Genomic DNA, 13,570 nt, shown 5'->3' with positions numbered 1-13,570 from the left:
CAGTTGAATACCTGTCATACCAGAGCAACCTAACCTTTCACCTTTGGGAGCACAGCTATGTCTATAGAATATCCAGAACTATTTGAGCCAATTCAGATTGGTCAAGTCACTATTAAAAACCGCTATATGTTGGCGCCGATGGGACCTGCTGGTTTATGTGATGAACTCGGCGGATTTAATCAACGTGGCGTCGAATTTTATGTTGAACGAGCCCGAGGTGGCGCGGGGATGATCATGCCTGGCGTGACTAAAGTTGAAAATGAAATTGAACGCTGCCAATTACCCGCTATGCCTTGCCCAACAGTTCATCCGAGTCATTTTATTCAAACCGCTCGGCCCATGAATGAACGAATTCATGCCTATCAAGCCAAAAGTTTTTTGCAACTTTCTGCCGGATTTGGCCGAGTCGGAATGCCCGGATTTATCAAAACACCGCCTATTGCCCCTTCCGCTATTCCGCATCGTTGGGTCAAAGGAGTAACTTGCCGGGCTCTGAGTATTGAAGAAATCCAGATTTATATTGAGAAATTTGCTCAGAGCGCCGAAATTGCCATGAAATCCGGATTCGATGGCGTGGAAATTCACGCGGTTCACGAAGGCTACCTACTTGATCAATTTGCCATTGCGATGTTTAACCAACGTGAAGATCAATATGGCGGCTCATTAGTCAACCGCCTGCGCTTTGCTTGTGAAATTGTGGCAGCGATTAAGGCACGTTGCGGTGCAGATTATCCAGTCTCACTGCGTTATAGCCTGAAAAGTTTTATCAAAGACTGGTGTGAAGGCGCTCTCCCGGGAGAAAAATTTGTCGAAAAAGGCAGAGATATCGAGGAAGGGATTGAAGCCGCTAAGCTCCTTGTCAACGCAGGTTATGATGCCTTGAATGTCGATGTCGGGTGCTACGATGCCTGGTACTGGAACCATCCACCAATGTATCAGCAAGAAGGGCTATATCTACCTTATAGCGAAATACTGAAAAAAGAAGTCGATGTCCCCATTATCACCGCAGGGCGGATGGATAATCCAGAATTAGCTCGGCAAGCCATTGTGCAGGGCAAAACGGATATGGTCGGATTAGGGCGCCCCTTATTAGCCGATAGTGAACTGCCCAACAAAGTCATGCAAGGCAACAAAACGGCGATTCGCCCTTGTTTATCTTGTCAAGAAGGATGCATGGGCCGCCTTGAACACTTTTCGCAGTTAGGATGTGCAGTCAATCCACAGGCTGCTCGCGAAAGTGATTATATTTTGCATCCAAGCTTACAAGCCAAACAGATCTTAATTGTTGGTGGTGGCGTTGCAGGGCTCGAATGTGCCCGAGTCAGTGCATTACGCGGTCATCACGTTACGCTCTGTGAGGCCTCTGACCAGCTGGGGGGCGTAGTCATTGCGGGTGGGATGCCAGAATTTAAAGCAGACGATCATAAGCTTTTGCACTGGTATCGCGGCCAATTAAAACAACTACACGTTACTATAGAACTGAATACCCGATTAACCGCAGAGCAGATCATCGCGCGTAACGCCGATGAAGTCATACTCGCTACGGGCTCAATAGCAAAAACATTGCCAGTCCCTTCAGATCAACCCATTCTACTCGCCACCGATGTCCTATTAGGCAACGTCAAACCGCAACAAAGCGTGGCAATTGTCGGCGCTGGATTAGTCGGGTGTGAACTTGCACTGTGGCTTGCACAGCATCAGCACCAAGTCTATTTGATTGAATCCGCAGCGGCGCCGTTAGCAGTCAGTGGCCCATTGTGCGATGCGAATCAGGATATGCTTCTGGCATTAATCAAATATCAGGACAATATTGAAGTCCTCTCCCAAAGCCAGTTGTTACGTGCCTCTGAACAGGCTGTCGTGGTTCAAACCCCACAAGGGGAGCGAGAAATTGCCTGTCAAAGTCTGGTTGCTGCCATTGGCTATCACAGTGATGATACCCTGTATCAACAGCTGCGCACCGAAATTGCTAATTTACATATGATTGGTGACGCTCGCCAGGTTCAAAATATTATGTATGCAATCTGGGATGGATTTGAAGTCGCTAGAACGCTTTAAAAGATATTTCGGCTCGCTTTGCGGGCCGAAATCTAACTAAACGAGCCGAAAATGGTCCATCAAGACTTGCCAAGTTTCTAGGTTATTGGCTGCTAATAAAATGCCGCGATGACGCCCTGGATGATATGCCTCACCATCGCTAAAGCAACTGTATCCGCCAGCTTCACTTAAGATCAACTGCCCAGGCGCATGATCCCAAATTTTCGGATCGGGCGCGATAATAAAATCTACAGCCCCTTCGTTTAACAAGCGGTACTCAAAACACGAACAACCAAACTCCATGATTCGGGCAAAGCCTGCTAATTGTGGCGCTAAGTGCAATTGCATCGCCTGATTAAAATTATACAAGGGTACAAAGCCACGCAACTGAGCAATTCCGCCGCGATCACTGACATGAATTGGCCGTTGTTGAGCACGGCTATCCTCATAAAACGCACCTTGACCTAACGTGGCCTGCTGCCAATCATCCATAATTGGATCATATAACAATGCATGCTGGCAACGTCCTTCACTGAGCACCGCGACCATCACCCCAAACACACTGACTCCATGGGCAAAATTCCAGGTGCCATCAATGGGATCAATCACAAAAGTGAGTTCGCTTTCATCAAGGTATTCGATAAGTTGAGGGTTTTGACTCACAGCTTCTTCACCAATCACTGTCGCGTGCGGATATTGAGCACGAAGCCGGTCAGTTAACTGCTGCTCAATGTCCTGATCGACTACGGTGACAAGATCAGTGGCTGATGTTTTGGTATGAACATCAGCATCTTGCAAATGGCGATAATGCGGATGAACCGAAGCCCTGGCAAGCTCGGTAATATCACTTTTAAGTTGCACTAACTGCTGTTCATCCAGTTGCATGATGCTCCTTAAAAAAAGTAAATGTCCATTTTAAACGTAACCGATCATTATTTTGGTGGCTAACCGACATAACAACAAACAGATTTTACCTTACCACTACGAGTATCAATGTACACTTTGCGATAACACTGTTCTCCGACATCTGCTTCAATAATATTGACCTTATGCTGCATTAACATTGCAAAAGCAGCGCCAGCATTTTGCTCGCCTACCGAACCTCTCTCAATTCGGGCAGGCGGTTTAGCTAGTGTACGCAGCGGTTGATGATGCGCCAGCATATTACCACCGCCATAAATTCGAGCCTGATAGTGTCGGAGCTCAGTTCCCCGCTCTTTGGCAAAGCGAGAGAATAATTCGATGCAGTGATTACCATAGCGTGCGTTCAAGGTACCATGAAGCCCATTGGGCGATTCAGGAACCGCAAAATGGCAGACCCCACAAAATTTTGCTTTAGGATGCCAAAGCACTATCGAAACACACGATCCGAGCAACGTGCGAACCTCTCGATAGCCTCGACCAAACAGAATATCCCCAGCATAGAGATAAATCAGATGATCTTGCGGAAACCCCCGCACAGTACTGCGATTTGTCATAACTAGTGAGAGGCTTTCAATAAGTTAGCGGCAATATGAGCCAATGGTAGTTGCTGTCGCACACCCCCTAATAAAAATGCTTCTTTGGGCATTCCATACACAATGCAACTGGCTTCATCTTGTCCACAGGTCCAAGCTCCGGCATCATATAACTCCTTCATACCCGCCGCTCCATCATCACCCATGCCAGTTAAAATGGCGGCCACTGCATTTGACCCTACATATTTCGCGGCACTACGAAATAATACATCCACTGATGGTCGATGCCGTGAAACCAGCGGACCGTCTTTGACCTCAACGTAATAACGCGCCCCACTTCGTTTGACTAACAAATGATGATTTCCCGGTGCTATCAGCGCATGCCCTCGTAGCAAACTATCACCATCTTTGGCTTCTTTGACATTAATACGGCACAACTTATCGAGCCGCTGGGAAAAAGAATGGGTGAACCCCTCAGGCATATGTTGCACCACTGCAATCGGTGGGCAGTTGCCCGGCATGGCTTCAAGAACTTGACGAATGGCTTCGGTTCCCCCTGTGGATGCACCAATAACAATGATTTTATCGGTTGTCTCGCTCATCGCAGTCGGGGAACCTTTAGATAACATGGCATCAGCGGTGAGCTTTTTAACCGGTCCTTGCGATTTTAATATTTTAGAGACCTTAGCTCTGGCCGCGGCTCGTACAGCATCGGTGATCATCACCTTAGCTTCACGTAAAAAATCACGGGTCCCTAGTGCTGGCTTTTGAATGATTTCAACAGCACCGAGTTCTAATGCTTTCACATGGGTATCGCTACGTTCACCCACTAAGGATGAACACACCACAACTGGCATGGGATGCTGACTCATTAATTTTCGCAAAAACGTCAACCCATCCATACGCGGCATTTCAACATCTAAAATCATCACATCAGGCAATCCATGACGCAATTTGTCAGCAGCAATATAAGGATCCCCTGCGGTTGCCGTGACCTGCATATCAGTTTGCGAATTGATGATTTCACTGAGGGTCTGGCGAACAACTGCAGAATCATCAACAATGATGACATCAATCATAGACGGTCCTTATAAACTGATTTTTCGATAAACGGTTGGTATTGGCGAATCGAACCCAAATTGGCGCGCCGATAAGCCCTCGGAGTGGCCAATAAAGAATAACCCTCCCATCTCTATAGCAGCGGCAAAGTTTTCGATAATCTGTTCTCTTTGCACCGGACTAAAATAGATCATCACATTTCGACAAAAGATACCGTCAAATTTACCCATCAAATTAAAATCTCCAGTAATTAAGTTAAACGACGTAAACCGGATATTTTTACGCAGCTCTGGGACAATTCTGACTAAATCCATCTGCCGGGTCTTTTTACGTAATAAATACCGCTTACGATCGGCCATCGGGATCGGATGCACTAAATCATGGCTATAAACCCCCCGCCTGGCGGTATCCAAGACGCTGGGGGCAATATCTGTTGCTTCAATAGAATATTGAAATCCTGGATAATCATGTTTTAAATTTTCCAGGACAATGGCCAACGTATAAGGCTCTTCACCCGTAGAACAACCCGCGCTCCAAAACCGATAATGGCTGCGCCGTGAACTATTATTTTGTATCTGTTCGGATAGATACCCTTGCAAGAAATCAAAATGGTTCGATTCACGGAAAAAATCCGTTTTATTAGTCGTAAGCACATCAATGAGCATCACCTGCTCAGAACGATCGGTTAATGCCCAATCCAAGTATTCCCGAAAATTATCTTTACCCGTCACCACTAACCGTTTACGCAGTCGAGATTCAATTAACGAACGTTTATGTTCAGGCAACTGAATTCCAGCGGCTTCGTCAATAAACACCGCCAAACGGCGGTGATCACTCTTTTTAAGTGGTTCCATATGCCCAATCATAATGAATTCTCCTATGATGATTGAGCACTATCAGCGACTTTTTCAATTGGAAGGTCACCAACAGGATCAAGTACATCGTGCAGCTGCTCACTGGAAAACACACGAGTCAGCCGCAACAAAATAATAAACTCGTCTTCATGTTGCAGCATGCCAGAGATAAACTGACTATCCACTTTATTACCAATTCGTGGTGGGACCTTAAGCTCGCTGCTATTAAACTCAACGACTTCTTTCACCTTGTCGGCCAAGATCCCTAAGGCTGTTTCTTCTCCTTCAATAGGGATCTTGACAATAATAATACAACTATCAATTGTAGGCTGACTCACAGGCATGGCAAAAACTTGGCGCAAATCGACCACGGGCACGACTTGACCACGCAGGTTAATCACCCCCAGCATATAATCAGGTGTGCGAGGCACTGCGGTGACTTTACGGTACTCCAGCACCTCTTGAATACAGCTAATCTCGGTCCCAAAACTATCCTGACCTAACACAAAAGAAAGGATCTGCAATCTGTTTTGTTGGTCATTGACTTGATTCTCATCGCTCATAATTCACCTCAATAGCGTACAAAGTCATCATCACTGTCCAAGTCTAGATCGATCCTACCTTTACTATGACTCCCCTCCTCTGATGAACGATTGGTTTCTTTATAACCTGCTTGGTAACTGCCACCGCCCTTGCTACCAGTAGATGAACTGTTTGGATGGTTCGCAGATTTTTGAGGATGAGGTCGATAGTGTGAATCAACTTTAAAAAACTCCATCGTCGTATTCATCTGCTCAGCCTGTGCCGAGAGCTCTTCTGAAGTCGAAGCCATCTCTTCAGCGGCAGCAGCAGATTGTTGCACCACCTGATCTAACTGCTGAATCGCAGTATTAATCTCCGATGCTCCTTTATTTTGTTCAATTGCTGAGGCGCTAATCTCCTGCACGAGGTCGGCTGTTTTCTGGATATTAGGCACCAGTTTTTCGAGCATTTCTCCCGCTTGTTCCGATATATTGAGACTATTGCGCGATAATTCGACAATTTCACCGGCCGCTCGTTGACTGCGTTCAGCCAGTTTTCTTACTTCCGCCGCCACCACGGTAAAACCTTTGCCATGTTCGCCAGCCCGTGCCGCTTCAATGGCAGCATTGAGCGCCAACAAATTCGTCTGTCGGGCAATTTCTTCGATGATATTAATACGTTCGGTAATGTCTTTCATGGCCAGAACCGAGTCTTTCACAGCTTTACCAGATGAATCAGCATCATCCGCCGCTTGACTGGCTATCAGTTCAGTTTGCTTAGCATTATCTGAGCTATGGGAAATATTAGCCGACATCTGTTCCACTGCCGATGAAATTTCTTCCAGCGAAGAGGCTTGCTCGGTTGCACCTTGAGCGATCTGCTGGCCCGTACCGGAAAGCTGCACACTCCCCGAGGCTACATTGCCTGAAGCTTCTTTAATGCGTCCGACAATATCGCGTAACCGCTCATTCATCGCACGTAATACCCCATAAATATCATTGTCACTGTATTTTGGATTAAAGCGCTGATTGAGATCCCCATCACCAATGGTTGTCGCAATTCGAGCAATTTCATTAATTCGAGTCACTACAATAAAGGCAATGAATACCGAAATAACAAATGAAACCGCAAATAAAATAACCAGAGTCTTGGCAGTGAACTCATAGTTCGAGTTCGTTTCTTGAACCGTTTCATTCATGGCACCATCAGCGCTATTTAACATCATTGTCAAATATTTGCTGGTTTCCTGCATGGCCTGACCACCTTCCGATTCAAGTAATTCATAAGCACGAGTGTTGGTATTTTCTCGGCTTAGTTCAATCACCTGTTTTTGCACACTAAGGTATTGATTAAAGAGACGGATGACGACATCGATATCGTGACTTTGTTCAGGCGATTCACTCTGCTGAAGATTTTTTTCGATCGTAGTCGCTTTCTCGATCATCGAATTAAGCTGGGCCTGAATTTTGTCCATCCCCTGCTGAGAGGTGGTTAATAACATGACTTTTTCCAGGCGTTGGATTTCGCCTAAGGAATAACTAAGTGATGCCAGCTGTTCATTTTCTCTCGCCAAAAACCGCAAATTTTCAACATCCGGCTCATTGGCCACCTTATAGCTGATTTTTTCATGCAGCGTATTAATCTGCGCCATGAGTTTGTTATAGGCCTCTAGTGCCACAGTTTTACTCATCTGCGTAGCTTTTAAATTAGTATTTTGGGAGGCCAATTTAAAGACTTTATCAAGCACGCCACGGTAATGTTTAAGATTGGTATCAAACTGAGTCAAATGCTCAGCATATTTTGCTGGCAGCAAACTTTTCAACCTGCTTTTTCGCTCAGTTAAACGCTGATAAACTACACCAATATTCGTTTCTAGTTGTTTTTGCGTCGCATCATCTCTGGCCAAGATATACTCGGCAGACTCCATCCCTAACTCAAGTAAATCCTGACGCATCCTCGCGGTCAACCGAATAACCTCAGCAGGACCTTCGACAACGAAATTCATATCTTTATTGGCACTTTGCAGTTTACGGATACCTTGAAAACTCGTTACAGCTAACAAAATGATGAGTAAAACAAAGCCCCAGATAATCAATATTTTTAAGGTGATTTTTTTTAACATATCAGTCCCTATCTATAATTGGCATTGATTCCATTGGCGATTTCACTTCATCAACCAACTTGTTAATATCCAAGATCATGGCAACATCGCCATTCCCAAGGATGGTAGCGCCCATTAAACCGGGCACGTGCTGATAAAGGCGACTCAAACTCTTAATAACCGTTTGATATTGGCCGATGACTTCATCGACCGTAATTCCTAAACGCTCTTTGCCAACATGAGCAATGACTGTCTGTTCGATGGCGGGTTGTATGCCATCGATAGCAAAGAGCTCACGAAGACGAACACACGAAATCAACTCACCGCGGTTTTCTACAAGCCTTGCACAATCAGAACTTGACTGTTCTTTGGCCAAAGTTTCAATACACTCTTCGACCACCGAAAGTGGAATAATGAAATGTTCATCGCCAACCCGAACCATTAACCCTTCAATAATGGCCAGCGTCATCGGCAAATAAATGGTGATGGATGTCCCTTTACCGGGGTGACTATCGATCTCCACTCGTCCTTGCAATGATTCAATCGACGTGCGAACGACATCCATCCCGACCCCACGACCAGAGACATCTGAAACTTGGTCTGCTGTGGAAAATCCAGGTTCAAAAATCAGTTGATAGATTTGACTCGGTTCTAGTTCTTGGTGAGCGCCCACCAACCCACGTTGCCGTGCTTTGGCCAGAATTTTCGTATCATCTAGACCCGCACCATCATCTTCAATCTTGATCAAGATCTGGCCATCATGATGATAAGCACTGAGTAAAATAGTCCCTTTGGGATCTTTACCGGCAGCAATACGCTGCTGGGGATGCTCGATGCCATGATCCATGCTGTTACGCAATAGATGAACTAATGGATCACCTAAGTGATCCAGCACCATCTTATCAAGCTCCGTTTCAGCCCCTTCCGTTTTCAACTGCACATCTTTATCAAGTTCATTGCCTAGATCACGTACTAACCGCCGAAATCGCGCGAAGGTTGAACCAATAGGCAACATACGAATATCAAATGCGGTATCACGAAGTTCAGTCCCCAATAAAGAAAGCTCTTCAGCTAGTGCATCTAATTGTTCATTGTGTTCAACCCGCGCCACCTCATTTAATCGAGCCTGAACAATCACTAGCTCACCAATAAGGTTCATCAGTATGTCGAGTTTAATCGATGGCACTTTGACGATTTGTCCCTCAACAGCGGCCTTAGAGCTAGCAGCTTTCTTAGCAACAGGCGCTTTCTTTTTAACGTTGTCTGTCGGTTTTTGACTCGGATCAGGTTGATTGGATTGAGAGCCAACCGCTTTGAGTGCATCGCAATCGAGCCATCCGTGGGCAGCTAACTGAGCTGAACAGGCTTCGAAATCCCCCCCTCCAATAGCATCAATTTGAATTTGCCAATCATCGCAAACAAAAATAAAGACATCTTCAATGGCATCTTTGTTATCCGTCGCTTCTAGTAGAACTAATAGACTCAGGTAACAATTTTGTGGATCTAGCTGATCAAAAGCGATGGGGGCCAATTGGTAAAAAGAGGCCATCTGACCTAACCCATCCAGCTCTCTTAACAATGGCAAGAGATCAAATCCCTCTTGAAAAGCGAGTTCATTGGGTTTGATTTCAATACGCCATAACATAGTCTCTTCAGATGACTCCGTCAGCGATGGCGATACTTGGGGGGAGGTCATCGACGCTTGAGATTCACCCGGTGACTGCGGAGCAAATTCCTGGATCTGTTGGGTAAGCACCTCGCTTAACTCAACCATCTGGGCAGTCGGCTCACTTTGCTCTAAAAGTTGCTGAATATGATCTCGACATTTAAGAATGAGGCTAATCATTGGCCCAGACAGTTCGAACTCACCATTACGAGCTCGGTCAAAGAACGATTCTAAATGGTGAGTAAAGTGCGACAGGTGATCAAACCCCACCATGCCGGCCGCCCCTTTAATCGTGTGCATTGCCCGAAATGCTAAATTGATCTGTTCATCATCTGGATGCTCCTCCAGCTCAAGCAATGCTGCCTCGAGTGTATCCAGATGCTCCAGAGCTTCCTGGCGAAAAATATCTACCGCTTCACTCATTCACATCTCCTTTGCTCTTGGCGAAAAAATCCGCATCGATCAAAGCGATCGCCTGAGTTAACGATTCATCAGCGCCCGTCACCTGAAGAGTATGGCCCTGCTGCGATAGTCCTCGTTGCAAAAACAGCAATAACTGAATGCCGCAACTATCGATTTCACAGGTTTGACTGGCATCTAACTGCCAGTTTGTGTGCCATTGTTCGGGGTCAAGCCATTGGCTCGCAAGCTCCTGAACTTCATAGATGGTCAATGACTCCGGTAATTGACTAATCACAACAGACTCACTCATATTCCACCTTACATTAAGTTAGCTTTGTCACAGCACTGAGCAATACTTCTGGCTTAAAAGGTTTCACCAACCATGCTTTGGCTCCTGCGGCTTTACCTTCTTGTTTTTTATCTGCCCCCGATTCAGTCGTTAGCATCAATATCGGGGTAAATTTATAAGCGGGTTGTTGCTTAGCAGCCTTTAAAAAACTAATTCCATCCATCACTGGCATATTTACATCGCAAACGATCAGATGAAATTTTTGCCCATTGAGTTTGGCTAATCCATCCTTGCCATCAACCGCTTCCACAACCTGATGGCCTGCACCGCGCAATGCCATACCGACAACCTGACGTACAGATGCTGAATCATCAATGATCAAAATATTTTTCGACATACTCTCCCCCTCTAGAAAAAAACCAGATCTTCATCATCAGTGGTAGGTTTATGATGTTTCGCTGTGCCATAAATAGTTCGCTCAATATCAGTTGTAGATCGTTTTTTCATGTTCTCAAGTAATTGTTCAAGATCATTGACAAAAATATTAGTATCCTCAACAGGTTTGCTGACGATGGTTAACAATTCTTCAATGTTTTGTTCTGCGTGATCGAGAATTTGACATAATCGATCCTGAAACTGCAGGCGAACAATGACTTCTGAAATCCGCGCACTAATATCCGTGCGTTGGCGAATCAAATCTTTGGCATCGTCGGTAATCGTTTGCATATGTTCATCGAGTTGACCAAGCGTTTCACTGATCGTTACTTCATGTTCTTCACGCTGGCGATGAACATCGCTAAAGGAATTCTCAACGCGATGAGCCAGCTGGTTCATATCGCGACTGAATGAATCGATGGTCTGACTAATTTTATCCCCCGTCTGTGCTGAGCGCGAAGCGAGTGTGCGGACTTCATCAGCAACCACTGCAAATCCACGACCATGTTCTCCAGCTCGAGCGGCTTCAATTGCGGCATTCAGTGCCAATAAGTTGATCTGATCGGCAATCTTTTGAACTTCGTGAGAGGCCTTTTCAATCCCATCCATTTGCTCATGGAGTGATGAAATGGCCTTAACCGTCTGCTGGTCTCGCTGGTCAGATTCGATCAGGGTCTGTTTCTGCCCTTCGAATGCTTCACGAGCCATTTCAGTGACTTTATGAGCTAACAGCGAGCGTTGATCCAGTTCCTCTTCTTCATTCGTTGCAACCACAGCGTCTAGATCATTGACGATCTGCTCAAATTGCGCAGTAACTGTGTTTACCGAATTTTCCATATCGCCTCGAGAACTCTCTAGCACACTCTTGAGTTGGGGAAGAACGTGTTGCAAATTCTTCGTCAGTAGCACTAACTCATCGATGGTGTGATGTGCGTTTTGCGTTGTTTCGATGGTATGATTCTCAATACTTTTATGGAGTAATTGATGAGCTCTCCAATAGCTTGCCCCAGCAATTAAAACTGGTAACAAGACAAACCCAAGATTCAATTTCATTGCACTGATGGCAAGCCAAAGTAGGCTCATCAACACCCAAGCAACAAATTGATAGCGAAGAACTCGAGAAACTGCTGTTTGCAACATGCCCATCCCATCGCTCACTAGTATTTCCTCAAAAAATTATCGGACTTATTTAAGACTAGCAGGCATTTAAAAAAATGCTGATGATGTTATTTAATGAGTCAATAGAAAAAATTACCGGGATAGAGAGACAACACGATGAACGATTTTCTTATAGATTTATTATCATTTATAAGAAAATGGCGATTATTTAACATAAAAATAATTCCCAGAATATTGCAAAAAGCCTCCTGAAAGCCTATCTTTATTTACCGGAGTGAAATAATTTAAGGTGGTTGATTTTTGTTGTGTATTTTCATTTGAAAGTACTGGCACCAAAGCGCAATTTCCTTGATTTGCACACAGACCTCGAGCCAAGTCTCTCGTTCAAATAAAGCAACATACCTCCATTTTTTACTCCGATGTATTGCCTCAGTCGCTATAGCACTCAGCACTTTGCCAACTAAGTGAGGACTGGCTATATCACCACGTTCGAGCCAAGGGCTCGCAATCGTGCCATGTGCTATTTAACTTTTTGCTTATCAGATAAGGAGATTATGATGAAAATTGCTCAGGTTGCCCCGGTATATGAAGCGGTTCCACCACTAATGTATGGCGGCACCGAACGCGTTGTGGCCCAATTAAGTCAAGCATTGGCTGAGCAAGGCCATCAAGTCACTGTCTTTGCCTCCGCTGACAGCCAAATGGCAAACTGTGAAGTAGTCCCAGTTCGGGAACATGCGCTGCGCTTAGATAGCAATCCTTTAAAATCGGATATTGCCGCGCACTTGAATGAATTTGAGCAATTATATGATCGCCGCCATGAGTTCGACATCATTCACTTTCATACAGATTTATTGCATTTTCCTCTATTTAACGACGTTGCTGATAAAACGCTGACCACGATACATGGGCGATTAGACTTAGCTGATCTGCGGCGCGTCTATCATCGCTGGCGACAATATCCGTTAGTATCTATTTCGAATGCTCAACGCCGACCACTGCCTTTCGCCCATTGGGCTGGCACGGTTTACCATGGTCTAAGTGAGCAGAGTTATCGGTTTTATGCACATAATGATGGCAACTATTTAGTATTTCTGGGCCGAATCTCTCCCGAAAAACGTCCCGATCGCGCGATCGAAATCGCTAAAAAAGTGGGAATTCCACTAAAAATAGCGGCCAAAATTGATGCCCAGGATACACAGTATTTTCACCAAGAAATTGAACCGCTGCTTAATGACCCACTGATTGAATTTGTCGGTGAAATTAATGATCAACAAAAATCAGTCATGTTAGGGAATGCGTTGGGGTTACTTTTTCCGATTGACTGGCCTGAACCATTTGGTCTGGTGATGATCGAAGCCATGGCCTGCGGTACCCCCGTTGTAGCTTGGCACTGCGGCTCAGTTCCAGAAGTGGTCGATAATGGGATTAGCGGCTATATCGTAGATAACATGAGTGATGCGATTCTCGCCTGTGAAAAATTACCGCAACTGAACCGCACGACCGTGCATGATCAGTTTCTATGCCGATTTTCAGCGGATGCCATGGCACGCAGCTACGTAAACCTGTATAAGAAACAGCTCGATGCTGCCCCGAACCCCCTCGATACGATAAAAATTGCGGGGTAAA

12 protein-coding genes are annotated in these 13,570 nt (G+C 45.3%); 2 read left to right on the top strand and 10 right to left on the bottom strand.

All coding sequences use genetic code 11. The annotated features are described in order from the left end of the window. Nucleotides 1–57 precede the first annotated feature (57 nt). Nucleotides 58–2,058 carry an oxidoreductase gene (locus EV690_RS09000; RefSeq protein ID WP_131912645.1) on the top strand — a complete coding sequence of 667 codons (2,001 nt, stop codon included), beginning with the start codon at nucleotides 58–60 and terminating at the stop codon, nucleotides 2,056–2,058. Nucleotides 2,059–2,094: 36 nt separating this feature from the next. On the opposite strand, the gene EV690_RS08995 is transcribed toward EV690_RS09000, so the two are convergent. Genes EV690_RS08995 through EV690_RS18615 form a run of 10 tightly spaced genes read right to left on the bottom strand, consistent with a single transcriptional unit; the run spans nucleotide 2,095 to nucleotide 11,980 of the window. Next, on the bottom strand, nucleotides 2,095–2,922 hold the full coding sequence (locus tag EV690_RS08995) for an inositol monophosphatase family protein (RefSeq protein WP_131912644.1): 828 nt from the start codon (nucleotides 2,920–2,922) through the stop codon (nucleotides 2,095–2,097). Nucleotides 2,923–2,981: 59 nt separating this feature from the next. Continuing rightward, entirely contained in the window at nucleotides 2,982–3,515 is a 534-nt protein-coding gene (locus tag EV690_RS08990; RefSeq protein ID WP_131912643.1) for a chemotaxis protein CheD, read from the bottom strand. Nucleotides 3,516–3,517: 2 nt separating this feature from the next. Further along, nucleotides 3,518–4,573: a protein-glutamate methylesterase/protein-glutamine glutaminase gene (locus tag EV690_RS08985; protein ID WP_131912642.1), complete on the bottom strand. Its 1,056-nt coding sequence runs from the start codon at nucleotides 4,571–4,573 to the stop codon at nucleotides 3,518–3,520. 9 nt (nucleotides 4,574–4,582) lie between these two features. Further along, on the bottom strand, nucleotides 4,583–5,419 hold the full coding sequence (locus EV690_RS08980; RefSeq protein WP_131912641.1) for a CheR family methyltransferase: 837 nt from the start codon (nucleotides 5,417–5,419) through the stop codon (nucleotides 4,583–4,585). Between the two features lie 11 nt (nucleotides 5,420–5,430). Beyond that, nucleotides 5,431–5,970, bottom strand: coding sequence for a chemotaxis protein CheW (locus EV690_RS08975; protein WP_131912640.1), 540 nt, complete (start codon nucleotides 5,968–5,970; stop codon nucleotides 5,431–5,433). 8 nt (nucleotides 5,971–5,978) lie between these two features. After that, entirely contained in the window at nucleotides 5,979–8,051 is a 2,073-nt protein-coding gene (locus EV690_RS08970) for a HAMP domain-containing methyl-accepting chemotaxis protein (RefSeq protein WP_131912639.1), read from the bottom strand. A gap of 1 nt (nucleotide 8,052) precedes the next feature. Continuing rightward, complete coding sequence (locus EV690_RS08965; protein WP_131912638.1) at nucleotides 8,053–10,119, bottom strand: chemotaxis protein CheA; 2,067 nt, start codon at nucleotides 10,117–10,119, stop codon at nucleotides 8,053–8,055. Continuing rightward, entirely contained in the window at nucleotides 10,112–10,408 is a 297-nt protein-coding gene (locus EV690_RS08960; protein ID WP_131912637.1) for an STAS domain-containing protein, read from the bottom strand. The genes EV690_RS08965 and EV690_RS08960 overlap by 8 nt, the downstream gene beginning before the upstream one ends. Before the next feature lie 13 nt (nucleotides 10,409–10,421). Beyond that, nucleotides 10,422–10,784 (bottom strand): response regulator, encoded by a 363-nt coding sequence (locus EV690_RS08955; RefSeq protein WP_131912636.1) that lies wholly within the window; start codon nucleotides 10,782–10,784, stop codon nucleotides 10,422–10,424. Nucleotides 10,785–10,795: 11 nt separating this feature from the next. Next, nucleotides 10,796–11,980 (bottom strand): methyl-accepting chemotaxis protein, encoded by a 1,185-nt coding sequence (locus EV690_RS18615; RefSeq protein WP_131912635.1) that lies wholly within the window; start codon nucleotides 11,978–11,980, stop codon nucleotides 10,796–10,798. 518 nt (nucleotides 11,981–12,498) lie between these two features. On the opposite strand from EV690_RS18615, the gene EV690_RS08945 reads away from it, so the two are divergent. Then, nucleotides 12,499–13,569: a glycosyltransferase family 4 protein gene (locus tag EV690_RS08945; protein WP_131912711.1), complete on the top strand. Its 1,071-nt coding sequence runs from the start codon at nucleotides 12,499–12,501 to the stop codon at nucleotides 13,567–13,569. Nucleotide 13,570: the final 1 nt, after the last annotated feature.

Source organism: Celerinatantimonas diazotrophica, assembly GCF_004339545.1.
GTDB lineage: Bacteria > Pseudomonadota > Gammaproteobacteria > Enterobacterales > Celerinatantimonadaceae > Celerinatantimonas > Celerinatantimonas diazotrophica.
Note: the sequence above shows the minus strand (reverse complement) of the source record. Positions and strands in the feature narration are given on the sequence as shown.